Source organism: Algibacter sp. 2305UL17-15, assembly GCF_040720935.1.
Lineage (GTDB): Bacteria > Bacteroidota > Bacteroidia > Flavobacteriales > Flavobacteriaceae > Jejuia.
The window spans coordinates 109,652-134,837 of record NZ_JBFDAE010000005.1 but is presented as its reverse complement, the minus strand read 5'-3'; the positions used below and the strand labels follow the sequence as shown (position 1 = coordinate 134,837).

The window sequence follows — 25,186 nt, the reverse complement described above, 5'->3', positions numbered from 1 at the left end:
AATGCTATTAACACTAATTATTAATCCATAAAAACAACTATTATGAAAACTACAATTACTTATTTAAGACTTTTAATGTGCTTGTTTATCACAGGTGCGTTTTACGGGCAGCAAAATGAATACTTGGTGCTCATCGATTTTGCCGGAAGTGGCTCATGCTTTTCTGAATCCTGCCCAAATGGACCCGCAGGCATTACCTATGAAACCATCACAACCACGGGTACTGTTTCATACCCATTTACCGACCCTTTGGTTGGGGGAGATATTCCAAGAACCATAACGGTTAATTATTTTGGCGATTGTAATGCAGATATGGAAATAAGCATCAATAGTGAGGTTATCGGAACAGGTTCTGTTGCGAGTTCCTGCGAGTGCTTTTGTGGTGAATCCGGTAATAGCTTTACCGTAAATAGTGCTGAATTTGCAAGCGGCATTCCCGGATATGTGTATGGTGGCCAAAACTTTCTGAACATCAATTATACCAGTATTGGCCCTAGTGGAATAGTTAGAAATTTCTATGCGGAAATTGTGATCAACGATCCTACTTTGAGCGTTCCCGATTCCGAAGAAAATGAGAATGCCTTTCAAATTATTCCAAATCCTTCTACGGATAATTTTAGGATTGTAAATTTAAAAGGAGATGCCGCCATTACACTTTTTGATGCTATGGGCAAAAAAATAAAAGAATTGCATGTTCAAGGACAAACCGAAACAAGAATAGACACTAACCTGCTAAATAAAGGCTTGTACTTTGTAAACGTAACTTCAACCAATAAAACAGTGGTAAAAAAAATAATCATCAAATAGTGTGTTCCCTATTTTTTTTAGTGCATGACCATATTAGTTTAAACTTTATAAATGATGGTTATAGTCGTGAAATTGAGACCCTTCCACGACCCTTCAGATTAAAGACCTGAAGGGTCTGGAACATACAACAAACTTAAAAACAACCCGTTATGAAAAATCTAACGTTCTTTCTTATTACAATCTTCGTAGCTGCCAACGCTTTTTCACAAATTGCGAACGACGACTGTACTTCGGCAGAAAATATAGACGTAACAACCTCAGCAACAACGGTTAACTTCGATATCACCAAAGCAACTATAATTAACGAAGAAGGCTGCATAGGAACCACCAACGATTATGCCGATATCTGGTACGAATTCACCATGCCCGTTAACGGAAACCTATTTGTTGACGGCAACATCGGTTGGAACCTGTTTGCCCTTTACGATGTCTGTAACGGCAAACAAATACAATGTGGCCCTACCAGTCAGCTTTTTGAAAGCCTAAACTCTGGGAACACTTACAAGCTCAGGATTTTCAGAACCCAGAATCTTGCAAAAGACACAAGATTCAACAGCTTTACCATACAAGCCTTTACAGCGGCTACAAACGATATCTGCACCAATGCCGAAACCATCACGGTTAGCACATCCCAAACTACTATTGACTTCAACATTGCCGGTGCTACTATAAACAACCAAGAAGGCTGCGCCGGAACCACCGACGATTTTGCCGATATTTGGTACGAATTCATCATGCCCGTTAACGGAAACGTATTTGTTGATGGAGACATTAACTGGAATAACTTTGCCCTCTACGATGCTTGCGACAGCAGCCAACTGCAATGCGGCTCCCAAAACCAGCTTTTCGAAAACCTAACCCCGGGGAACAGTTATAAACTTCGGGCGTTTAGGGATTTAAGCTTGGCAACATACACTCAATTTACCAGTTTTACCATTGAGGTTTTTGAAGCCGCCACCAACGATGTCTGCGCCAGTGCCGAAACCATAACCGTTGGCACAGCGCAATCTACGGTAAACTTCAATATTGCAGGAGCAACCACAAACAACGAAGAAGGCTGCACCGGAACCACCAACGATTATGCCGATGTTTGGTTCGAGTTTATCATGCCCTTTAACGGAAATGTTTTTATTGATGGAAACATTAGCTGGAACCAGTTTGCACTGTATGAAGCATGTACTGGAAACCAAATACAATGTGGCGCGCTCAATGAGGTTTTTGGCAATTTGTCCGCAGGCCTTACCTACAAACTTAGGGTGTTCAGGGAACTAAGCTTAGCGAGCAATATGTCGTTCGCACTCTTTACCATTCAAGCTTTTCCGCCCGTTGTAAACGATACGTGCAATAATGCCGAAAACCTTACCATTGATACGTCACCTCAAACGGTTAATTTTAACATCATTGGCGCATCCATAAACAATGAAGAGGGTTGTACGGGCATCATGGATAATTATGCCGACATTTGGTACACGTTTACCATGCCCGTTAACGGTAACTTATTGGTTGAAACCCATGCATGGAACCGAATGGCACTATACGATTCCTGTAGCGGCAACTTGATAAAATGTGGTTTCGCTGATCAGGTTTTTGAAAATTTATCTTCTGGAAACAATTACAAGCTTCGGGTGTTTAGAAGCCAGCAATTGGTAAACGACACCCGGTATAATAGCTTTAAAATACAAGCCTTTGAAGCTGCTGCAAACGATATTTGCGATAATGCTGAAAACCTTACCGTTGACACATCGTTAATGACTGTTGATTTCAATATTGCCGGAGCATCCATAAACAATGAAGTGGGGTGCACGGGCACAACCGACGATTATGCCGATGTTTGGTTCGAGTTTACCATGCCCATTAGCGGTAGCTTACAAGTTGACGGCGACACTAATTTAAATAAATTTGCCCTTTATGATGTCTGCAACGGAAACCAAATAGAATGTGGCATAAACGATCCGCTTTTCGAAAATTTGTTATCTGGAAATAGCTATAAACTTCGGGCATTTAGGGACCGAAGTCTCATAACCGATCCCAGGAATACCAATTTTACCATTCAAGCCATTTCTACCTTGGGCACCACCGAGACGAACTTCGAAAATCAAGTAAGCATTTACCCAAACCCTGCTTCGAATGAAGTAACCGTAAAATCAAAGACACTCTATACCATCGATCGCATTGAATTTTTCGATCTCACGGGGAAGAAAATAAAACAGGTTAACTTAAAACAAAACAGCTTTACAATCAATGATCTGCAATCTGGTCTGTACATTTTAAAAATGTATTCAGATCAAAAAAATCTTGTTAAGAAACTTATGGTAAAGTAGCATCAAAACGAACTTAAAATCTAAAAATATTCTAATGAGTGCAGTCTCATAGAATGAAGTGTCGGGAACTGCGCGACCACTATTGAAAACATTAGGACATTATAAAAATAACTCGTCAAAATTATGGAAAGCTTATTATTAAAAGGCCTCATATTAGCCTACGCTATAAGCAGCATTATCAGCCTAATTGCATATTTCCCGACCATTAAGGAACTTTATGTAAAGAAAAAGCCATGTGCCAATAGTTTGTCCTTTTTACTATGGACCACTACAGCCGCCATCGAATTCCTATACACTATCTTTATTTTATCAGATACCTTGCTGCGTACAGTGTGCTGTATTCATTTTATCGCATGTGCCATTATATGGGCACTCAGCCTTAACACAAAAATGGCGTAGTTCATATTTTGTTGAAAAAAAACCCCAAACCTTAATTAAAAAACTGTGTATTGTACTACTGGTTTTTGTAGCTTTGAGTTTCTTTCAAAATCATTCAAATGTCCGATCAAAAACGCCTTTTTCTTGTCGATGCCTATGCTTTAATCTTCCGTGGGTATTACGCCTTTATAAAAAACCCACGTATCAATTCCAAAGGTGAAGACACCTCCGCCATTATGGGGTTTATGAATTCCTTATTGGATGTCATTAAACGTGAACGCCCAGATCATTTAGCGGTTTGTTTTGATAAAGGCGGAAGTGCCGATCGTGTTGAGATGTACACCGAATACAAAGCCAATCGAGATAAAACCCCCGAAGGTATTCTTACTGCCATTCCGCATATTTACAATATCCTTAAAGCCATGCATATTCCCATTATGGTCAAGGATGGCTATGAAGCCGATGATGTTATAGGCACATTGTCCCGTCAAGCGGAAAAAGAAGGTTATAAAACCTATATGGTAACGCCCGATAAGGATTTTGCGCAACTGGTAACCGAAAATGTGTTTATGTACCGTCCCGTTTTTGGCGGTGGCTACGAAACTTGGGGCATCCCCGAAGTTCAGAAAAAATTTGAAGTAGAAGAGCCCATGCAGGTTATTGACTTTTTAGGCATGATGGGAGATTCCAGTGATAACATCCCCGGATTGCCGGGTGTTGGCGAAAAAACCGCAAAAAAATTCATCAAGGAATTTGGCAGTATGGAAGGGCTTCTTGCCAATACCGATAAGCTAAAAGGCAAAATGAAAGAGAAAGTGGAAGCCAATGGCGAGTTGGGGTTGCTCTCCAAAAAACTGGCCACCATTATGCTGGATGTTCCGGTGGATTTTAATGCGAAGGATTTTGAACTCGACCACCCCGATATTGAAGCTGTTAAAAACATTTTTCAAGACCTGGAATTTAGACGCTTAACAGATAATTTTTTAAAGACATTTGCTGTTGAAGCGGAAACCAGCAATACTACTGCTAAATCTGAATCTCAAGAAAAAACTGAATCGAAATCTACTCCTAAAGAAATGACATCGGCTGGCGCAGGTCAATTTTCTCTTTTTGGAGCAGATCCATCAAATGAAACGGATACTGAAACAAGTTCGGCATTTGCAAGAAAAACAGCCGAAACCACCTCACATTTTTACCAAAGTGTCGCATCAGGAATGGCAACAAAACTGTTCATTAAAAACTTGATGAACCAAACTTCTGTATGTTTTGACACAGAAACTACAGGGTTAAATCCTTTAACTGCAGAACTCGTTGGTATAGCTTTTTCTTGGGAAGTTGGCAAAGGGTTTTATATACCATTTCCAGAAAACAAAGATGAAGCTCAAGAACTTATTGAGCAATTACGTCCGTTTTTTGAAAGTGAAACCATTGAAAAAATCGGTCAGAATTTAAAATACGACATCAAGGTTTTGGCGAAATACAATGTTGAAGTAAAAGGCAAATTGTTCGACACCATGTTGGCACATTACCTCATCAATCCAGATATGCGCCATAATATGGACGTTTTGGCAGAAACCTATTTGAACTATACCCCTATTTCCATTGAAACCTTGATTGGCAAAAAGGGAAAGAACCAGTTGTCAATGCGAGAAGTGCCGTTAGATAAACAAACCGAATATGCAGTTGAAGACGCGGATATCACCTTGCAATTAAAGGAACATTTTCAAAATGAACTAGGCGAAGCCAATACCCAAAAACTCTTTGATGAGATTGAAATCCCTTTATTGCGTGTTTTGGCCGATATGGAACTGGAAGGTATTAATTTGGATAAAGATTTCTTAAATAGCCTTTCGGAACAACTGGATAAAGACATTAAAACTTTAGAAGAAAAAATTTATGAGAAAGCAGGCGAAGAATTCAATATAGCCTCTCCAAAACAATTAGGCGTCATCCTTTTTGAAAAAATGAAGTTGGTGGACAAACCGAAAAAAACCAAATCCGGGCAATATTCCACGGCTGAAGATGTGCTGAGCTATTTAGCAAAAGACCATGAAATTATTCAGGATATTTTGGACTTCAGAGGGCTATCAAAATTAAAAAGTACCTATGTTGATGCTTTGCCTTTACAAGTTGAAGAAAGTACAGGACGTGTGCATACCGACTATATGCAAACCGTTGCGGCCACAGGACGATTGAGCAGCAACAATCCAAACTTACAGAACATTCCTATCCGTACAGAACGCGGACGACAAGTGCGCAAAGCCTTTATTCCGCGAAACGAAGACTACGTCTTATTGGCTGCCGATTATTCTCAAATAGAACTTCGTATTATCGCTGCTTTAAGTAAAGAAGAAACCATGATTGAAGCTTTTAAAAACGGTGAAGACATTCATGCTTCTACCGCTTCAAAAGTATTTAATGTGCCTTTGGATGAAGTGACTCGTGAGCAACGTAGTAATGCGAAAACCGTGAATTTCGGAATTATTTATGGCGTTTCCGCTTTCGGATTAAGCAACCAGACCGATTTATCCAGAAGTGAAGCCAAGGAATTGATTGATACCTATTACAAAAACTACCCAAAACTAAGAGCCTATATGGGCGAGCAAGTCGATTTTGCTCGTGATAATGGTTATGTGCAAACCGTTTTAGGACGTCGCCGCTATTTAAAAGACATCAATTCGAGAAATGCTGTGGTGCGTGGTGCAGCAGAACGAAATGCCGTTAATGCACCAATTCAAGGTAGTGCTGCCGATATTATTAAGGTTGCTATGATTAATATTTACAACAAACTGGAAGCTGGTAATTATAAAACCAAAATGCTGTTGCAAGTGCATGATGAATTGGTGTTTGATGTTTATAAACCAGAATTGGAAGAGATGAAAACCTTGATTAAAACGGAGATGGAAGATGCTTTTAAAATGGATGTGCCTTTGGATGTGGAGGTTGGTATTGGAGCTGATTGGTTGGAGGCGCATTAAGATTATTTTAATCCTGAAAAAACAGAAATTCTAGCACCAATTTTATGTATAGGGCACAGTAAACCAAAAAATATTACCCAATGATAAAACTCGTAAACCAAACCATAAAGTCCATAGCAGACCACAAAATCCTTTCACCATTAGAAATAGAAAAAGCAAAGCATATTTTTGAAACCCAAGAACATGTTATTTTATCTTATGGAAAAAGTGCGATTTCCATTCAAATTGAAAATGAAGAACCCATAAATGTCCAAATTGTTGCTTCTGAAACGGAAGATAACTTAATATTAAAAATTGACGGTTCTGAAACCGAATGGGATATTAATGGTCTTGTAGGGCTATACATTATAAAACATGATTTAAAGGAAACACCGCTTTCCGACGGAAAAAAATATACCCGAAAAGGGATGATACATCGTGTGCTTGAAGAACGTGCAGTCAAAGCAAAAAAAGCAAATTACAAGGTTAAGCTCGCCAATAACCTGTATGGCGAACACAGTTTAATTAACGAAAAAGGGAAATCGTTTAAAGTTACTTTATGGGATTTTGAAACCAAAACAGGTTATATTGATAATATAGACTGGAAAACCAACAAATTAGGCACTACCAAACATATTTTATACCTCTATAATTATCTAGAAGAAAATCCAAAGAAAACCGCACGATTAAAAAAGGAATTTCCGTTTATAGAAATTTACACAGACCCATTAAACGATTATAAAATTTCGTGGTATTTTCCCGAGGAATTAAGTGCAGACGAAGAAAAATTAATAAACTCGTATTTTGGAAATGCAACATATATTGAAGATTTTAAAATAGCATCATTTTTTTCATTTTTTCAAAATTCAAGAGATTTTCAGCGCATAAAAATACGGGAAGAAGTTTTTGAAAAAATTGAAACCCATTTTGAAAACGTCGAACTAGACCAGTTACAACAGCAAACCAAGCTGGATTATTCGCCTATAAATGCCACATTGTATCCTTACCAAAAGGAAGGTGTTGCGTTTTCGGTATTTAAAAAAGGGGTCATTATTGCAGACGAAATGGGATTGGGTAAAACACTTCAAGCCATAACAACTGCCATACTAAAAAAGGATATTTTTAATTTTAAAAGAACACTCGTTATTTGTCCAGCCTCTGTAAAACGACAATGGCAAAGCGAAGTTTTAAAATTTAGCAATGAAAAAGCGACCGTAATTGAAGGTTCTCCAGAAGAACGAAACCATACGTACACCACAAATCCCGATTTTTTTCATATTATAAATTACGAAACCGTATTGCGAGACCTGTCGTCCATAAATGACGTAAATTATGATTTTGTAATTCTGGATGAAGCCCAAAAAATTAAAAATTACGAAACCAAAACAGCCATTGCCATTAAGAGCATTCAGAAAAAACACGCTTTGGTAATTACTGGCACTCCTTTAGAAAATAAGCTGTTGGATCTCTATTCCATTGTTCAGTTTCTTGACCAAAATCTATTGGCACCTCAATGGGAATTCTCGTATCAACATTGTATTTTCAATACCCAATCCAAAAATAGAATTCACGGGTATTACAATCTTCAAAACTTAAAGCAACGCTTAAATGACATTTTAATTAGAAGAGAGAAAAAAGATGTTTTCGACCAATTACCAAACGTCATCCAAAAAAATGTGTATGTTTCACTTTCTGACGAACAAGCAAGTATGCATGGTAGTTTTGCATCTGGAATTGCCAAAATACTGGGTAAAAAGTTTAAAACCACTTACGACTGGCAAAAACTAATGCTTTTATTAACCAATATGCGTATGGTTTGTGATTCCAGTTATTTAATAGACAAACAATCGCATAATTCCCCAAAGCTGGTGGAATTAAGGGATATTTTAATGCAACGTTTAAATATTAAAAACAGTAATAGAAAGATTATTATTTTTTCGGAATGGGTAACCATGCTCAATATTATTGGCGATATGTTAAAGGAAGAAGGCATAACTTACACCATGCTTACTGGAAAAGTTCCCGTAAAAAAACGTCAGGAATTAATTAAGGAATTTGAAGCTAATGACGATTGCAAGATTTTTTTATCAACAGAATCTGGTGGTGTTGGCCTTAATTTACAAGTTGCCGATACGGTTATAAATTTTGAATTACCGTGGAATCCTGCAAAGAAAAACCAGCGTATAGGTCGTATTGACAGAATTGGTCAGAAAAAACAAACCTTACATGTTTTTAATTTGTTGTCTTACGATTCTATTGAAATGAAAATAGCCACAGGATTGTTGTTAAAACAAAATCTTTTTGAAGGTGTTTTAAATGAAAACAACCTAATAGATGAAGTTGATTTCTCAGAAAAAGGAAAATCTCAATTCATTCAACAATTAGAAGAAGTTGTTAAAGAAGATCCTGTCAATATGCCTTTAGAATCGCTAAATGAGGAAGACGATTTAATAGAAACTGAAACACTTTTACAAGAAAACGAAACAGAAGATGTATTAGAAGTTGAATCCAGATACAAAGAAAAAGAATCAAGTAAAACCAATGAACATCCAATAGCAGAAAACAGGAAAACAACAGCTCCAGATTTTAAGCAAATGGAAGATGTGATGACCAAAGGCATGGAGTTTTTAACAGGATTATACCAAATGAGCACTGGCAAAAACCTTGCAAATGGCGAAACACCAAAAGTAAATGTAAACAAAGAAACAGGAGAAGTTTCAATTTCTTTTAAAATGGATTTGAATGGTGGCAAGTCCTAAATTTAAAAAAAGGTAATGCTTCATTGTGAAATACATGGTTTAATTGTGGGATTTTTGGGTTGACAATCTTTAAGTGAATAGAAATAATAGTTTTTAGAAATATTAGAGTTTTTTAATGGATGTTGGGATTGGGACTGGTTGGAGGCGCATTAGATATTAAAAAAAATACCATTTTATCTGAAAACAAAAAATTTGTCCGTAAATTTGTCCGTGTCCGTAAAAACGTCCGCAACATATAATTATGGCTACTGTAAACTTCTATCTCGATAAATCTGATAAAAAAGGATTTGCTCCTATTCATTTAAGAATTAACTGCAATTCTGAACAAGTAAAAATCTCAACTGGCGAGAAAATTAAACCAGAAGATTTTGATAAAGAAACACAACTTGTCAAAGAAAAAGCTGAAAGAGTAACAGAAATCAATCATTATCTAGGTTATTTAAAAAGCAGAGCAGATGAATTATTTAACAACACATACAAAAACAGTTATTCAAATAAAGAAATAAAGTCAAAACTTACCGATTTTGTAAAGGCGTACAAAGAAGACCATTGCGTTAATATAATTAGAGAGCAAATATCTCTTTATGGTAATCCATTTACGTTTGTAGATTTATTTGCAGGAGCTGGCGGATTTAGTGAAGGCTTCATTCAAGCAGAACACAACAACAAATTCTTTGACTTTCTTGTTGCAAATGACATCAACGAAAATTCAGAATTAACGCATGTAGTTAGATACAACCATCAATTAGGTTTAGATGCCGACTTTTTATGCCAAGACATTACCGAGCCAGATTTTTTGGACAATCTACTCTCAAAAACTAAAGGCAAAAAAGTTGATGTTGTCTGTGGTGGACCACCTTGCCAGAGTTTTAGTCTAGCAGGAAAAAGGAAGAAGTTTGATAAAAAAGATGATTTATTTTCCCATTATTTAGAAGTCATTAAAGTGCTTCAACCAAAGTATTTTATAATGGAGAACGTAAGAGGAATTTTAACAAAAGAAAAAGGGAAAATAAAAGAACTTATTCTTAAGGAAATCAATTCCCTAGTTGATATTAAAGAAATTCCGGCTTTAACTTCATTTATTAAATCTTTAAAGAAAACAAATATTGATAATGATTTTCTTTTAGATTGTTTAATTAAAAGAATTGAGATTGAACAGTTTACTGATATAAAAGCGGAAGAAGCAAAAGAGACTTATATAAAAACCATTGATTCTAAATTCAAAAAGTTAACTCCAGATATTGCCGATTATAAAACGAGTAAAACTGATGAAAGAATTAGTACCATTAGGCACGGATTTAATCTATTAGTTAGAAATAAAGAATGGGAAAAATTAAAACGCGATATTATACGGGAAAAAGATTTCTGTAATATTGACAATGATTATTTTGTAGATTCTTTTACTCAATTTCTTACTGATATAGATTCAAACGAAGTTATCAATAAGATAGAAGAAGCATTTGGTAAATTAAACGTTGCTAGAGACTTTAAAAAATCTTGTAATGATATTATCCAAGCATTAAAGATTTACATTTTAAACATAGATGATTGTATTACAATAATTCGTGATTATTGTAATAAGGAACAATGCACTCAATTAGATAAAATTATAAACGACATAAGACTTTATAGAATTGAAGCACCTTTTGTTGCCAATTCATCTAACTACGGAGTTCCACAAAACAGAGAACGTGTTTTATTTATAGGATGTAGAAAAGACCAAAAATTCATATCCGAAATTCCTGCTACAGTTACTGAAGAAGAAAAGGTTTCTGTTTTTGAAGCGTTATATGATTTAGATTTTATAGGAAATAATGAAGAAGTCCATCATTATCAATTGGTTGATATTTCCAAACAATATAATGGAACAGCCAAAAAGATGAAAAGCCTTCTTAAAAACCGTTCAATTGATGGAAAACCATTAAAAACAAATGGGAAAACCTATGCAGATTGGAGCAAAAAAGGAAGATTGAATGGCCGATTTACAAAGGCAAAAAAGCCATTCTATGTAAAAAGTACAGAGGCTCTAAATAATGGAGAAAAAGTGTTCGACGTACTTCATAATCACAAAACAAGTAACCAAGGTGAAGATGTAATAAAGCGACTTGATATTATACTAAAAGAAGGCGATTACAAAAAAGCCAAGACAAAATTGGAGAAATGTGGGTTATCTACAAATAAGAGGAATTACAACGTATTAAAGCCAGAAAAACAAAGCCCTACTGTAATGACTATCGCTGATGATTATATACACTATAATTGCCCTAGAGCTTTAACTGTTAGGGAGATGGCCAGATTACAATCGTTTGATGATTCATTTGTATTTCAAGGAAAACGCTCTACTGGTGGAAATAACAGGAAGTCAGAATTACCACAATATACTTTAGTTGGTAATGCAGTTCCGCCACTTTTAGCTAGAGCAGTTGCAACTGAAATTTTGAAAAATATTAAATAATCTTAAAATAAGATAACTCTTCTGAAAGAAGAGGAATAGCATTTCTTATTTCTGTTCTAATATTATTTGGGTAACCAGATTGGAAGTTATTTGTGAAAATTTCCTTTAGTGATCTAGCCACATGTTGCTCAGTAGGATTTCCCCAATAATTACCACCAGAAAGATTGGTTACTCTTTTTACTGCAACCGAATTAGAATTATAGTTAGCTTTTTGATTTGAAGGTACTGTTACAAAAGAATAAGTAAAATTATTGGTGTCATGAATATTGAAACCATCACGACCTATTGTAATGTTTCTACCTTTAAAGCCATTGGCAGAATATATCATATCCCATAACATAGGTATTTGAGCATTGTCATTCCAATTAGTTTTACATTGAATAACGCCAATTTCAAAACTATCAAAGTCCCTACCACATAAATAATTGGATACTTCGGTATTGAACTTGTCCTTTTTAAAATTATTTATATTTACACCATTATTTTGAACAGTTAAATCTTCTATTCTAGTATTAAATTCTAATTCATCGGGAAAAGTTATAACAGTTATATCTGACTCTGTATTGCAGGCAAAATTTCCATAATTTACTGTAATTGCATCTTGAATAGGTGTAGGCACTAAACTCATTTTTCTTATTGCAACTGTTTTGCTTCCAATAGTACACAAATTAATATACCAACAAACTAAGGATTCCCATGCAGTTCCTCCAGCAGAAACTTGACTTTGACCTCGACCTTCTCCACCAGTTGATTTAAATATATCAGACAAATGATCTCCTAGATTAATAATATCAGTTTCGTTAAAATCTTCTCCCAAAATCTCATCAATACTTTCTTTCCAAATTGGCCAACAATTATTCATTGTATTGGTTGTAAACAAACTTTCTATTGATATTTTTCTAAAATAATCTGGTATTGTCATTAAAATAGATTTATTCGTAAATATATTCAAAAATAAGTTCTGCCCTAAAGTACATTCCTTAAGCAAGTTTTATTATAGTAAATCATGTGCTTTTGCTATGGTCAAAATTTCTCACCGCCCCATCTTCTTCCCCCTAAACTTAGCCTTGTTCTTCCGTTTATTAAAAGGAATGGCATCATCAAAAGTATGTTTTGCTTCTCCGCTAGGTTTGTTTTTACGCCACTTCTCCGTTTTTTCTGGGAGTAATACTTTTAATAAATCCTGACGCCCCAGTTTGTTTAAGGTCTTTTTTATCCACGCTTTGTTTTCTTCTTTATACCAAAAGAAAAAACGATGTTGTTCATCTTTTTCTTTACGTGTGATGGGTGTTTTTACTTTTTTAAGCGTGTAGGGATGGTAGCCGCTATAATAAATGACCGTCGCCACCGTCATAGGCGTTGGTGTAAAGCCTTGTACTTGTTCTAACTGGAACCCCATATCTTTGGTTTCGGCGGCAAGATTCGCCATATCCTCGACTTCACATGCAGGATGGTTTGAAATAAAGTACGGTATCAATTGTAACTTCAATCCCTTCGCTATATTAATCTTATCAAAACGTTCCTTAAACTTATGGAAATAACTAAAAGACGGTTTGCGCATCAGTTTTAAAACCGGGTCGCTGGTATGTTCTGGGGCTACTTTCAATCGTCCCGAAACATGCTTCGTCATCACTTCTTCTGTATAAGCGTCCAATTCTTTCGGATCTGCATTTTTATTAAACTCCGGCACCAACATATCATGTCGAATTCCAGAACCTATAAATGACTTTTTTACTTTCGGATGACTATCAACCGCCTGATATAAATCCGTTAATGGCTTATGGGAGGTATCTAAATTGCTACAAATTACAGGCGAAATACAGGAAGGTGCTACACACTTATCGCATATAGACTGTATCTTCCCTTTCATCTTGTACATATTCGCACTTGGTCCACCGATATCGGATAAGTAGCCTTTAAAATCAGGCATATTTGCCACAGTATCCACTTCGCGCAACACAGATTCCTGACTACGGGATGCAATAAATTTTCCTTGATGTGCAGAAATGGTACAAAAACTACATCCTCCAAAACATCCACGATGGATGTTGATGGAAAACTTAATCATTTCATAAGCTGAAATAGGACCGCGTTTGTTATATTTTGGGTGTGGTAATCGTGTGTAAGGCAGCTCAAAAGAGGCATCAATTTCATCCTCGGTCATGGTTGGATACGGCGGATTTATCATTAACGTCTTATCCCCAACTTTTTGAAAAATTCGGCGTGCAGCCAGCTTATTACTCTCCCGCTCTATAATTTTAAAGTTGGAGGCAAACTTCTTTTTATCTTTTAAACAAATTTCATGCGATACTATTTCAATATCTTCCCAATTACTGTTCTTTGGAATCTTCGCATTGGCATCCAACAGAACAGCTGTTTGCTTAATAGTGGTAATACTAGAAAACGGCACTCCTTTTTGCAACAAACGCACTACTTCCCGCAAAGGTTGCTCGCCCATGCCATACACCAACATATCTGCTTTTGAGCTTTCCAAAATAGTGGGCATCAGTTTATCACTCCAATAATCGTAATGGGTAACGCGACGCAATGAGGCTTCAATCCCACCTATTAAAACAGGAACATCTGGCCATTTTTCTTTTAAAATATTCGAATATACGGTTGTGGCATAATCGGGTCTAAAGCCTATATCGCCATTTGGGGTGTAAGCATCTTTATCTCGGCGTTTTTTATTCGCATTATAGTTGCTAATCATCGGGTCCATACAACCACCAGTAACCCCAAAAAATAATTTTGGAGCGCCCAATTTCACAAAATCCTGAAGATTATCATTCACATTAGGTTGCGGTACAATGGCAACCCGCAAGCCATAACTTTCTAAAATACGACCAATAACCGCAGGTCCAAACGACGGGTGATCTACATAGGCATCGCCACTGAACAAGATAACGTCTAGCGCATCCCATCCGCGGATTTTAACCTCTTTGTTTGTGGTAGGCAACCAATCTGAAAGTTGTAAGTCTTGCATAGCGCTGCAAAAATACGCAAAAATAGACGCTTTACATTATAAGGCCTTCAATCTAAGAGATAAATAAGTTATTTTCCCTGTTTGGGAAGCCCTAAAAAGTAACCCATAAAATTTTATCGATAACCGGACATTCTGTGTAATACACTCTCAAACGGTTTTCTTTATCCTTGGAATAGTGGCTGGAATCGATATTTGCAAATGCCAAAACCTTATTAGTGTTATCATTTGTATCAAAGGCTGTTACACCAATAAACTCGCCTCTCCTAACATTTAAATGAACTGTTTTGGAACTTCCTGAAACTACATCATAGCTCGTTTGCACCCCCTCTTCATCTATAAGATATGTTAATGAAATAGAATTGCAGACATCAAAATTGTTATTGATGAGTAGAATTTCAAATTCCAATAGATCCCTACTTTCAGAAAGCACTTCATCTTCATCACAAGAAAACAGAGTCATACTCAAAATGGCTATTAAAAACTTGTATTTGGAAATTTTCATAAGACTTGTTTTTATATATTATCTAAGTCGGGCTTAATGGTTACCGTAACCGAAATGGAAACATCTGCTATAAAACTGACGGGATTATCGGATACAGAACCTTTATAAGAAAAACCAATGGTCTTGTTTTGGGTCATAGCTGCATTTACCGGACTAAAATCTCCATTTAGGGTGAACAAGGTGTTATTAAAATCGGCTTGTTTTAAATTGGTCTGAGCTGTATTATACGATTCATTTCCTTGGCCGACCACAAAAACCATTGCACCTTCAACATGGGCATTTTCATTGCCAACAACATCCTTATAAAAGTAACGTACCGAATTAATTTCAAGTTTTGTGATTTCATCTGTACTCCCAATAACATCTAAAACATTAGGGTCTTTTTTAAAATCCCAAAATCCAAAATTAGATTCAAAATCTACGGCCTCATCTGGGGAAGCTGCATTTGGCACATTAATTTCCAACTCGGTAATAAATGTTGTTTGCACCTCTATTTCCTGTTCCAGTAATTCTTCGAGTTCATCGCATCCCAAAGTGGTGAACATTACTAAAAGCAATGAGATGCCATATTTTATCTTTTTCATAGTATTTTAATTATTTACGATTATATATCATCTAAATTTACCTCAACAGTAAGTTTAGCAGTTACAGTAATTTCTACCCTAAAAAATGCTGGATTGTGTGATACATTGCCTTCATATAAATAAGAGAAAAGCTTGCCTTCTGTTATAAAATTATTAACCCTACTAAAGTCTCCAGTAAGGTTAAATACAGAACCCAAAAGATCTGCTTCTGCTATCTTTTCATTCTGTACTGGGAAACTTTCGCCATTCATAAATCCAGTAGCAATAAAGAAAAAACTATTAAGCGCCTGAGCATCCACGTTGCCACTAAAATCCTTGTATTCGTATTTTATACTTACTATTTCTATTTTTTTAATTTGCTCTGGAGTACCAATTACTTCGGTAATATCAGAGTTATTTAAAAAATCGAACATCCCTCCGTTTCTAAAGTTAACATCGGTTTCTGGATCGGCTTCAGAAGCTATATTAATTGTTACAGCATCAGTATATGAAGTGGTTATTGTTACTTCCTTATCTATGAGTTCTTCAAGTTCGTCGCAACTAAAAATCAGGCATGCTAAAACTACTGAGAGAATGTAATTAAGTTTCATACATATACAATTTATTGGTTGAAGAACAAAACTATACCTCAACAGTCTATAATCATATACCTAATGTTAGGTATATGAACGCTCTTAATACTTACCTAGTTTTGACCTAAATGCTATTTCAACTAAAACATATTATTCGCTCAATATCTGTCCTGCTTTTATGATACATGCTTAAAAAAGTTTGAATTGAATTTTTGTATAGACGGAATTAATATGTGCATAAAACTCCTTTTAAGACCTTAAGCAATTTAAAGCAGACTGTAGTTCCCATAAAATAAATGCCTATATTTAATTTTACATCTTTTCTAATTGTAACATGAGACTAATTCTAATTATATGCTTATTTTCAACTTCTTTGTTGTGGTCTCAAACTAAAAAAGCAGACAGTTTAAAATCTGTTTTGGAAACGACTTCAAACCCGTATCTAAAAGCAATATTAAATTTGCAATTAGCAGAACTGCACGAACGTATAGATTTAGTGAAAGGAAAAGAGTTCGCTCACAAAGCCTTTAATTATAAAGAGAATGACACTTTACTCGCTAAAACAGGAAACCAAATAGGTAGGTTTCATTTTTTTACTGGGGAGCTAGATTCCGCAACAACTTATTTTAAAAACGCTGCTACTATTTATTCAAAATTAAAAGATGAAAAACATGCTGCTATTATCAAGATTAGCCTTGGTGCCATACAATTAAGGCAGGGAGATTACAATAGCACCATTAAAACCTTAACAGAAAGTGCCTCTTATTTTGAAAAATATTCTGATAATCTTAATGCTGCAAAATGCTATTTAAATATTGCGAGTGCTTTTGCAGAATTAGAAATTTATACCAAAGCCATAGAATACAGTATAAAAGCCAATACCATTTTTGAAGGTTTGAACGCCACACAATTGCAACTTATCGCGTTACCAAATCTTGCAACACAATACTACAAAAATGGAGATACCGTTAATGCGTTAATCTATAATACAAAAGCAGAAAATTTAGCTTTAAAGGCAAATGATAAACGCTCACTTTCAATTATTTACAATAATTTAGGGGATTTATTTTTAGAAAAGGATACTGAAAAAGCCAAAAAATATCTTGAGAAAACACTACAGCTTAAAAACAAACTCAACCTTAAATCTGGTGTTGAAGTTGCACAGAATAATTTGGGTTATGCGTATCTTAAAAACAAGGAGTATGCCACCGCCATTTCTTATTTTAAAAAAGCTGAAAAGCGCATAAAAGGAAAACAATTGGTATCAATTTATAATAATTTATCTGAAGCTTACAGCAAAACTGGGCAGTTGCAAAATGCTTTAGAGTATGCCAAAAAATCGAGTAAATTGAATGATAGTATTTTAAATGTTGAAAATCAAAAAGGTTTTCTTGAAATACAAACCAAATACGAAACTGAAAAAAAGGAAAATGAAATCTTAAAATTACAAGCCGAGAACCTTGAAGTAAACTATAAGCGTAAAAAGAATTTATACTTGTTTACTTGGGCTTTATTGGCGCTATCATTGGCTATTTTCTCTATTTATTTCTTGCAGAAAAATGCAAAAAGAAAGCGTATCATCATGCAACAGGATTTGAAAATAAAAGAGCAAGCTTTCAATCAATCCTTAAAAGCCAAAGAATTAGAGGGTATCGATAATATTTTAGAAGCACAGGAAAAAGAACGCTCTAAAATGGCCGCTGAATTACATGACAATTTAGGAAGTAAGGTGGCAACGCTAAAACTGCTTTTAGAAAGTTCTGACAACAGAGATGATTTTTTAAATAATTACAGTAAGCTGAAAGATTTAATAGGAGATACATACAATGAAATAAGAAATATCTCGAAAAACAAAAACTTTGGTGCTCAAATAAGTAGTGGTCTAATCCACTCTACTAAAGCTATAGCTGCTCAAATTTCGGATACAAAAAAACTAAACATAGAGGTTATAAATATTGATGTTGAAAAGCGGATAGAAAACAATATTGAGATCCAAATTTTTAGAATTATTCAAGAATTGATTACCAATATTACAAAACATTCTAAAGCTTCTGAAGCAACAATTCAATTTTCAGAAGACGAAAATGTGCTGAATATTATTGTAGAAGACAACGGATGTGGTTTTGACATGAACAGTTCAAAATCTGGTATTGGACTTTCAAATATTGAAAAACGTATTGAAAAAATTAATGGCGAGTTTGTCATTGACACTTCCAAAGGTAACGGTACCACAGTAATTTTAAATATTCCATTATGACCATTAAAATCATTATAGCTGATGACCATCAACTTTTTATTGACGGATTAAAATCTATCATAGAAAAAGCACTAAATGTTGAAGTTATTGGAGAAGCCAATAATGGATTAGAAGTTCTAAAATTACTTGAAGAAGGTTTACATCCAAATGTAATTATTACTGATATTAGGATGCCAATATTGGATGGTGTGGGGTTGACTAAAATACTCACTAAAGAATATCCCAAAATTAAAGTATTGTCATTAAGCATGTTCGATCAAACCATTGATGTTACCGAAATGCTCGAAGTTGGCGCAAAGGGATACGTGACCAAAAATGTAGATAAAAACGAACTGGAATTAGCCATTAACACACTCGTAAAAAACGAATATTATTTCAGTAAAAACCTTCCTGATGATATCAAGGATTGGTTCAACCAGGAAAGAAACACTCCTAAAACTGAATTAACAAAACGAGAAACCGAAATTTTACAACTCCTTGTAAAAGGCAGAACCTCTTTACAGATGGCAAAACAGTTAAAACTCAGTAAATTTACTATTGATACCCATAGAAAGAATATCCACAAAAAATTGGGCATTAAAAGCAATACGGGTTTGGTAAATTATGTGCTAAAGCAAGAAAACAAATAGAAATTAAATAGTTTTTAGCTCATTCAATTTCATCGGTACTTCAGGATTTACCAACTTAGTCTTATCAACTTGCAATCTGTCTTTAATAAATTTAGTGCCAAAAACATATGCTTTAGCATTATTTACAGCATCGACAGCTAGTAATTCATCATCTTTAAAATACCAAACTGAAAAGCTTTTTCCGTCTGCTTCTTCTCTTTTAATGACTTCGGTATAGCCTTCTGACAGGCCAACCATTTGTAATTTTACATCATACTGATCGGACCAAAACCAAGGAATCGTATCATAAACAGGTGTTTGCCCACAAATTGAAGCTGCTACAACCTTAGATTGGTCAACTGCATTTTGTACAGATTCCAATCTTACATGTCTATCATAATGTGGATTATGATGGAACGTACAATCGCCAACGGCATAAATATCATGGTCGTTTGTACGTGCTTGTTCGTCAACTAAAATACCGTTTTGAGTGACTATTTTTGAGGCATCGGCGAGTTCTTTATTTACAAAAATTCCAACGCCAACAATAATCATATCAGCATCAAATTTTGAACCATCAGCACAAATAACTGTATTAGCTTCGTTATCCGTTTCTATCAATGTTACATTCTTGCCTTCTAAAACAGTAACACCATTTTCTTGATGTAATTGACCGAAATACTCAGACATTACAGGTGCCGTAACACGTTGTAAAATACGTGTCTCACGCTCTAAAACAGTAACATTTGCCCCTAACTTTTTAAGAGATGCTGCAGTTTCCAAACCAATATAACCACCGCCAATAACCACTACATTTTTACTTGAAAGTGTGTTTATGGTTTGTTTAATATTGGTAACATCGGTCGCTGTGCGTAACGGGAATAAATTTTTAGCAGTCTTAATTCCTGGAATCGGTGGAATTATAGGACGTGCTCCTGTAGCAATCACTAATTTGGTGTAGCTATGTGTTGTATCATCTTCAAGTGAAATCGTTTTTTCTTCTCTATTGATACTTTTCACTTTTACACCTAAATGTAAACCTATGGCTTCTTTTTCATAGGCTTCGGCAGATTTCAGCAAGTTCTTGTCCAACCCATCATCACTAGTTAGATAGGCTTTTGATAAAGGCGGTCTGTGATAAGGTAAATACGGATCTACATCAAATAATTCAATGCTGCCTTCCCAGCCTTCTTTTCGTAAATTAAAGGCACAATTTACCCCTGCATGACTTGCACCGATAATAATACAAGCCTTGTCTTTGGTTGATTCCATAATTTAAAAATCTATTTAGCTACCTGAAGTACGATACCATCAAGTGAGTCGTTTATTTCCAACTGGCACCCTAATCGGCTATATTCGTTTGCATTATCATCTAATTCCAGCATGTCTTGTTCTATTTCGCTTGCGCCTCCTATTTTTTCAATATCTTCAGGAGTAAGAAATACATGGCACGTAGCACATGAGCATACACCGCCGCAATCGCCATCAATGCCTTTTATATTATTTTCAACAGCTAGCGCCATTACGGAACCAGAGGCTCCTTCTACAGTAATACGTTCGTTATCACTTGTTACAAATGTTATTTTTGCCATACCTATTTATTTTTGTTTTTATTTTTTTGACAGGGATTTCATGGATTAGATGCGACATCTATTTCGCGAATTAAACCTTAGTTTTATGCCGCTTAAACTAATTTATTAAATTTAACTTTTAGTTTATCGAAGCCCACTTTTCGTTTAAATTCTCCTAATTCTTCAATATTTTCTTTTGAATCTATGATATCAATAGAACCTACTTTTTCTGTAAGTGCTACTATAAATATTTTCATAATCTGTCTTGCATGGGTAGCACCCAAACAATTATGATGACTAAAACCAAACCCAACATGCGGATTTACTTTTCGGTCTAAAACCACTTCATTTGCATTTTCAAACACATTTGCGTCGCGGTTAGCAGAAGCCCAACATAACGAAATTCTTGTGTCTTCTTTTACAGCATGTTCACAAACCTGGGTATCTTCAGTAACCACACGCCCCATTTGTGTTAATGGCGAAAAATAACGCACAAATTCTTCTGTGGCGTTTCCGATAATTTCTGGTTCTGCCCTTAAACGATCAAGCGATTTTGGGTGTTCTGCAAAATAAGCAATAGTATTTGTAAGCGCATTGATAACCGTATCACGCCCACCTGCAAAAGTTAAAATCATAACCCCTTTTACTTCTTCCTTGGTCAATTTTTTACCATTTACCTCAGAATTTAATAACATCGTGTATAACCCTTCCCCCGGATTTTCGATAGCTTGATCTATACGTGCATCAATATAATCATATAAAATAGCGGCTTTATCGCCATCCAAAGCTTCACCCTCACTTCTAAATACATGTGTTCCCCAAGAAATCCAAGTTTCAGACTCTTCAAAAGGCGTATTTAATAATAATGTTAAAGCTCTAGATTGTAGTACCAATGCAAATTCTTCAATAGCATCTAAATTGTCTTTATCTAAAACACTATCTAATAAACCATTAATTTGGTTGGATAATTTTTCTTGATATTCAGCTTCCAAAGGACGTTTAAACCAAGGCTCTACCATAGTTCTATAATCTTTATGCTCTGGAGGATCTACTTCAAAAGGAATTTGACGTGTCGTACGAATATTTACTTCGGAAGGGATTACTATTCTGCCCGGAGTTGCTCCAGATTGAAACGTTTTCCAATTATGTGCAGACTTTCTAACATCTTTATGTCTCAAAAGCATCGTTACTGGATCGTTTTGATCGTCCATTTCCCCTATACCGGTTTCAACTCTGGCTTTCTCAAACGGATCTGGAAACTCACTTTTTTTCATATTATGCTAATTAACGGTTATTAAATTTATTTTGGAGTGCAAAAGTTGCAATAAATATAACAATTTCCGTAACCTTTTTTAGCATATAAATAAACTATTCTGTATGTATTATTTTTATTTTGATATTTTTGTTACAAAATAGATTACAGATGAATCCTATTCTTGAACCCATACATTTAGAGCAACATCAGAGTATTACTGGCTTTATTTATGAAAAAACTAATTTTGAAATGCCTTGGCATTTTCATCCTCAACATGAACTTACTTATATAGAGGAGAGTTTTGGCACTAAATTTATTGGAGATTATGTTGGCGCTTACGAATCAGGGGAGCTTGTTTTATTACGCTCAAAACTACCACATTGCTGGAAAAATGAGATGCATCAAAAAGGATCATCAAAATCTTTTGTAATACAATGGAACAAAGGTATTTTTACGCATGTTCCTGAATTAGCACCAGTTTTTAATATGCTGAAAACAGCTTCAAAAGGTATTATTTTTGACAAGGAAGAGGTTGCCCATTTAATTCCACAGTTTAAAGCATTAATAACTTTAGAAGGCCATGAACTTTATATAAAATTACTTTCCCTATTAGTCAGTCTTTCTGAATGTTCACAAAAAACCTTATCTGAAGCTAGTTTTATAGATGATTTACCATCAGAATACGGAAAAAGGATTTCTAAAGTGCATGATTTTGTAGAAACCAATTATACCCAGAAAATCTATTTAAAAGAAGTGGCAGACTTAGTAAATATGAGTGAACAATCATTTTCGCGTTTTTTCAGTAAAATGATGGGGCGTTCGTTCTTTACATTTTTAAACGAATACCGCATTAATATTGCAACGCGTATGCTTATAGACTCAGATGAAACAGTATCTCAAATCGCATTTGCGTGTGGCTATGAATCCCTGCCGTTTTTCTTTAAAAAGTTTGGTAAAGTACATCAATTGTCTCCTGCTAAGTATCGGAAGAAGCATGTGGTTTGATTATTTTTAAATCCAGTTATCCCAGCCAAGCACTCCAAGGAATTCTCGACACGAGCAGTACTAACGCTATGGTATAAAAAATTGCAATTGTCTTCAATTTTGGGGCAGATGTTAATTTCTTTTTATGTTTAGAATAGCCAATTGTAATAAGGGCTACTACTGCAATATTTATGATTGGGTGCTCAACTAGGTATAATCTGTTTACAGAGTCTTTCATGATTTCACCCATCCCAATTTCACTGAACAAAGCAAATCGAGGAGCTACAAAATAAAGTATAAAACCAATTAACAACTGAATATGGGACACTATCAAGGTAAATAATGAAATTCTAAAATCTTTAGGACTGTACTCTTTCCCGCCAACAGATTTTGCAATGGCATTTACTACCGCAATAATTAAAATTAATAGCACTAGATATGCCCAATAAGAATGTAATACTTGAATCGTTTCGTACATGATTTCGAATTTTATTTAACTGTTTAAAAATACAGATTTTTGTCTAGTCCAATAATAATCGATACTGATTATTATGGGGCTAATTGAATGTTTTAAGACATTTTCTTATAATAATTCAACAGATTGGCTGTGGAAGCATCATGTTCATTTTTTTCTTCTCCGCTAAATTCTTTTAAAATTTTGCTCGCTAATTGCTTACCTAATTCTACTCCAAATTGATCGTAACTATAAATATTCCAGATGATACCTTGAACAAAGATTTTATGCTCGTACATAGCAATCAATTTCCCTAAACTTTCTGGAGTTAATTTATCGATGAAAATGGTATTGGTTGGTTTGTTTCCAGCAAAAACCTTAAAAGGAATAATATTTTCTGGAGTATTCTCGGCCACTACTTGTGCTTTAGTTTTACCATTGAGCAAAGCTTCTGTTTGCGCCAAAAAGTTTGACATTAACTTATTTTGATGGTCTTGATTGCCATGAAGCGATTTTGTAAAACCGATAAAATCTGCCGGAATTAACTTGGTGCCTTGATGTATCAATTGAAAAAAGGCGTGTTGTGAATTTGTTCCTGGCTCTCCCCAAATCAATGTCCCTGTTTCGTAATCTATTGGGTTGCCATTTCTATCTATGCTTTTTCCGTTACTTTCCATAATACCTTGTTGCAAATAGGTTGCAAACTGATTAAGATATTGAGAGTAGGGAATAACAGCTTCACTTTCAGCATTAAAAAAGTTATTGTACCACACACTAATTAATGCCAAAACTACGGGGATATTGCTTTTAAAATCTTCATTTTTAAAATGCTCGTCCATTTTGTGAGCCCCTTTTAAAAGACCATCAAAATTATGATATCCCGTGGCTAAACTTATAGATAGACCAACGGCACTCCACAAAGAGAAACGACCTCCAACCCAGTCCCACATTGGGAAAATGTTATTGGCATCTATTCCAAAGTTCTTTACGGATTCAATATTGGTTGAAACAGCAACAAAATGTTTCGCTATGTCTTCTTCATTGGCTGAATTTAAAAACCATGCTTTGATGGTATTTGCGTTAGAAATGGTTTCCTGAGTAGTAAACGTTTTAGAAACAATGACGAAAAGTGTTGTCTCTAGATTTAATTTTTTAATCACTTCATTTACATGATCTCCATCTATGTTGCTTACAAAATGGGTTGTTAAGTGATTTTTATAATATTGAAGTGCTTCAACAACCATGGCCGGTCCTAAATCTGACCCTCCAATACCAATATTTACAACATCGGTAAATGGTTTTCCGGTATAGCCTTTTCTATCGCCGTTTACAACTTGTCCAGTAAAGCTTTCGATCTTACGTTTTACGTTGTAAACCTCAGGGACTACATTCTCTCCATCTAATTTTATAACAGAAGATTCTGGTGCCCTTAATGCTGAATGTAATACAGCTCGTCCTTCGGTTAAATTTATTTTTTCTCCTGAAAACTGACTTTTAATGGCTTCTTTCAGCTTCACATCATCCGCAAGTTCCAAAAGGTTTTTGAATGTTTCTTCAGTAATTCTATTCTTAGAAAAATCTACATAAAAATCGTCCCATTTTATGGTAAACTTATTTGCTCGATCGCTATCTTGAGCAAACAGATCTTTCATCTGTAAATTCTTTACAGTGGCAAAATGCTCTTGTAATTTTTGCCAAGAGTTCGTTGTAGTCGGGTTTATGCTAGGTAATGCCAT

The 25,186-nt window shown here is 35.1% G+C and carries 18 protein-coding genes; 8 read left to right on the top strand and 10 right to left on the bottom strand.

The window, feature by feature from the left end:
- The first annotated feature begins 42 nt into the window (after positions 1 to 42).
- The 5 genes from ABXQ82_RS07095 to ABXQ82_RS07075 all read left to right on the top strand — a co-directional run bounded on the left by ABXQ82_RS07095 (position 43) and on the right by ABXQ82_RS07075 (position 11,677).
- Complete coding sequence (locus tag ABXQ82_RS07095; RefSeq protein ID WP_367056987.1) at positions 43 to 807, top strand: T9SS type A sorting domain-containing protein; 765 nt, start codon at positions 43 to 45, stop codon at positions 805 to 807.
- Positions 808 to 956: 149 nt separating this feature from the next.
- Positions 957 to 3,128 (top strand): T9SS type A sorting domain-containing protein, encoded by a 2,172-nt coding sequence (locus tag ABXQ82_RS07090; RefSeq protein WP_367056984.1) that lies wholly within the window; start codon positions 957 to 959, stop codon positions 3,126 to 3,128.
- 497 nt (positions 3,129 to 3,625) lie between these two features.
- Positions 3,626 to 6,484, top strand: a complete 2,859-nt coding sequence (gene polA / locus ABXQ82_RS07085; RefSeq protein ID WP_367056981.1) for a DNA polymerase I — start codon at positions 3,626 to 3,628, stop codon at positions 6,482 to 6,484.
- Between the two features lie 80 nt (positions 6,485 to 6,564).
- On the top strand, positions 6,565 to 9,222 hold the full coding sequence (locus ABXQ82_RS07080) for a DEAD/DEAH box helicase (protein WP_367056978.1): 2,658 nt from the start codon (positions 6,565 to 6,567) through the stop codon (positions 9,220 to 9,222).
- Between the two features lie 241 nt (positions 9,223 to 9,463).
- Positions 9,464 to 11,677, top strand: coding sequence for a DNA cytosine methyltransferase (locus tag ABXQ82_RS07075; RefSeq protein ID WP_367056975.1), 2,214 nt, complete (start codon positions 9,464 to 9,466; stop codon positions 11,675 to 11,677).
- Here the strand turns inward: ABXQ82_RS07075 and ABXQ82_RS07070 are convergent.
- From ABXQ82_RS07070 to ABXQ82_RS07050, 5 genes are all read right to left on the bottom strand, one after another.
- Positions 11,670 to 12,599, bottom strand: a complete 930-nt coding sequence (locus tag ABXQ82_RS07070; protein WP_367056972.1) for a hypothetical protein — start codon at positions 12,597 to 12,599, stop codon at positions 11,670 to 11,672. The genes ABXQ82_RS07075 and ABXQ82_RS07070 overlap by 8 nt on opposite strands.
- A gap of 111 nt (positions 12,600 to 12,710) precedes the next feature.
- Positions 12,711 to 14,663 carry a YgiQ family radical SAM protein gene (locus ABXQ82_RS07065; protein ID WP_367056969.1) on the bottom strand — a complete coding sequence of 651 codons (1,953 nt, stop codon included), beginning with the start codon at positions 14,661 to 14,663 and terminating at the stop codon, positions 12,711 to 12,713.
- A gap of 91 nt (positions 14,664 to 14,754) precedes the next feature.
- Positions 14,755 to 15,165, bottom strand: a complete 411-nt coding sequence (locus ABXQ82_RS07060) for a hypothetical protein (protein WP_367056966.1) — start codon at positions 15,163 to 15,165, stop codon at positions 14,755 to 14,757.
- Between the two features lie 11 nt (positions 15,166 to 15,176).
- Positions 15,177 to 15,749: a hypothetical protein gene (locus ABXQ82_RS07055; protein WP_367056964.1), complete on the bottom strand. Its 573-nt coding sequence runs from the start codon at positions 15,747 to 15,749 to the stop codon at positions 15,177 to 15,179.
- 20 nt (positions 15,750 to 15,769) lie between these two features.
- Positions 15,770 to 16,339 carry a hypothetical protein gene (locus ABXQ82_RS07050; RefSeq protein ID WP_367056961.1) on the bottom strand — a complete coding sequence of 190 codons (570 nt, stop codon included), beginning with the start codon at positions 16,337 to 16,339 and terminating at the stop codon, positions 15,770 to 15,772.
- 316 nt (positions 16,340 to 16,655) lie between these two features.
- On the opposite strand from ABXQ82_RS07050, the gene ABXQ82_RS07045 reads away from it, so the two are divergent.
- Together ABXQ82_RS07045 and ABXQ82_RS07040 are read left to right on the top strand one after the other, a co-directional pair.
- Entirely contained in the window at positions 16,656 to 18,578 is a 1,923-nt protein-coding gene (locus ABXQ82_RS07045) for a sensor histidine kinase (protein ID WP_367056959.1), read from the top strand.
- A complete protein-coding gene (locus tag ABXQ82_RS07040) occupies positions 18,575 to 19,207 on the top strand; it encodes a response regulator transcription factor (protein ID WP_367056956.1) in 633 nt (210 codons plus the stop codon). Before ABXQ82_RS07045 ends, ABXQ82_RS07040 begins: the two co-directional genes overlap by 4 nt.
- Positions 19,208 to 19,210: 3 nt before the next feature.
- On the opposite strand, the gene ABXQ82_RS07035 is transcribed toward ABXQ82_RS07040, so the two are convergent.
- The 3 genes from ABXQ82_RS07035 to ABXQ82_RS07025 all read right to left on the bottom strand — a co-directional run bounded on the left by ABXQ82_RS07035 (position 19,211) and on the right by ABXQ82_RS07025 (position 22,031).
- Positions 19,211 to 20,458, bottom strand: coding sequence for an FAD-dependent oxidoreductase (locus ABXQ82_RS07035; protein WP_367056954.1), 1,248 nt, complete (start codon positions 20,456 to 20,458; stop codon positions 19,211 to 19,213).
- An 11-nt stretch (positions 20,459 to 20,469) separates the two neighbouring features.
- A complete protein-coding gene (locus ABXQ82_RS07030) occupies positions 20,470 to 20,778 on the bottom strand; it encodes a 2Fe-2S iron-sulfur cluster-binding protein (protein WP_367056951.1) in 309 nt (102 codons plus the stop codon).
- 92 nt (positions 20,779 to 20,870) lie between these two features.
- On the bottom strand, positions 20,871 to 22,031 hold the full coding sequence (locus ABXQ82_RS07025; protein WP_367056949.1) for a cytochrome P450: 1,161 nt from the start codon (positions 22,029 to 22,031) through the stop codon (positions 20,871 to 20,873).
- A 149-nt stretch (positions 22,032 to 22,180) separates the two neighbouring features.
- Between ABXQ82_RS07025 and ABXQ82_RS07020 the strand changes: the two genes are divergently transcribed.
- A complete protein-coding gene (locus ABXQ82_RS07020; RefSeq protein ID WP_367056946.1) occupies positions 22,181 to 23,017 on the top strand; it encodes an AraC family transcriptional regulator in 837 nt (278 codons plus the stop codon).
- Positions 23,018 to 23,033: 16 nt separating this feature from the next.
- On the opposite strand, the gene ABXQ82_RS07015 is transcribed toward ABXQ82_RS07020, so the two are convergent.
- Together ABXQ82_RS07015 and pgi are read right to left on the bottom strand one after the other, a co-directional pair.
- A complete protein-coding gene (locus ABXQ82_RS07015; RefSeq protein ID WP_367056944.1) occupies positions 23,034 to 23,474 on the bottom strand; it encodes a hypothetical protein in 441 nt (146 codons plus the stop codon).
- Positions 23,475 to 23,566: 92 nt separating this feature from the next.
- A complete protein-coding gene (gene pgi, locus ABXQ82_RS07010; RefSeq protein WP_367056941.1) occupies positions 23,567 to 25,186 on the bottom strand; it encodes a glucose-6-phosphate isomerase in 1,620 nt (539 codons plus the stop codon).

What these genes read in the sequence shown, in the direction of transcription:
- ABXQ82_RS07025 (WP_367056949.1), bottom strand. Translation starts at nt 22,031, where the DNA reads ATGAAAAAAAGTGAGTTTCCAGATCCGTTTGAGAAAGCCAGAGTTGAA.
- ABXQ82_RS07070 (WP_367056972.1), bottom strand. Translation starts at nt 12,599, where the DNA reads ATGACAATACCAGATTATTTTAGAAAAATATCAATAGAAAGTTTGTTT.
- ABXQ82_RS07050 (WP_367056961.1), bottom strand. Translation starts at nt 16,339, where the DNA reads ATGAAACTTAATTACATTCTCTCAGTAGTTTTAGCATGCCTGATTTTT.
- polA (WP_367056981.1), top strand. Translation starts at nt 3,626, where the DNA reads ATGTCCGATCAAAAACGCCTTTTTCTTGTCGATGCCTATGCTTTAATC.
- ABXQ82_RS07095 (WP_367056987.1), top strand. Translation starts at nt 43, where the DNA reads ATGAAAACTACAATTACTTATTTAAGACTTTTAATGTGCTTGTTTATC.
- ABXQ82_RS07065 (WP_367056969.1), bottom strand. Translation starts at nt 14,663, where the DNA reads ATGCAAGACTTACAACTTTCAGATTGGTTGCCTACCACAAACAAAGAG.
- ABXQ82_RS07020 (WP_367056946.1), top strand. Translation starts at nt 22,181, where the DNA reads ATGAATCCTATTCTTGAACCCATACATTTAGAGCAACATCAGAGTATT.
- ABXQ82_RS07055 (WP_367056964.1), bottom strand. Translation starts at nt 15,749, where the DNA reads ATGAAAAAGATAAAATATGGCATCTCATTGCTTTTAGTAATGTTCACC.
- ABXQ82_RS07045 (WP_367056959.1), top strand. Translation starts at nt 16,656, where the DNA reads ATGAGACTAATTCTAATTATATGCTTATTTTCAACTTCTTTGTTGTGG.
- pgi (WP_367056941.1), bottom strand. Translation starts at nt 25,186, where the DNA reads ATGGCATTACCTAGCATAAACCCGACTACAACGAACTCTTGGCAAAAA.
- ABXQ82_RS07030 (WP_367056951.1), bottom strand. Translation starts at nt 20,778, where the DNA reads ATGGCAAAAATAACATTTGTAACAAGTGATAACGAACGTATTACTGTA.
- ABXQ82_RS07080 (WP_367056978.1), top strand. Translation starts at nt 6,565, where the DNA reads ATGATAAAACTCGTAAACCAAACCATAAAGTCCATAGCAGACCACAAA.
- ABXQ82_RS07015 (WP_367056944.1), bottom strand. Translation starts at nt 23,474, where the DNA reads ATGTACGAAACGATTCAAGTATTACATTCTTATTGGGCATATCTAGTG.
- ABXQ82_RS07090 (WP_367056984.1), top strand. Translation starts at nt 957, where the DNA reads ATGAAAAATCTAACGTTCTTTCTTATTACAATCTTCGTAGCTGCCAAC.
- ABXQ82_RS07060 (WP_367056966.1), bottom strand. Translation starts at nt 15,165, where the DNA reads ATGAAAATTTCCAAATACAAGTTTTTAATAGCCATTTTGAGTATGACT.
- ABXQ82_RS07035 (WP_367056954.1), bottom strand. Translation starts at nt 20,458, where the DNA reads ATGGAATCAACCAAAGACAAGGCTTGTATTATTATCGGTGCAAGTCAT.
- ABXQ82_RS07075 (WP_367056975.1), top strand. Translation starts at nt 9,464, where the DNA reads ATGGCTACTGTAAACTTCTATCTCGATAAATCTGATAAAAAAGGATTT.
- ABXQ82_RS07040 (WP_367056956.1), top strand. Translation starts at nt 18,575, where the DNA reads ATGACCATTAAAATCATTATAGCTGATGACCATCAACTTTTTATTGAC.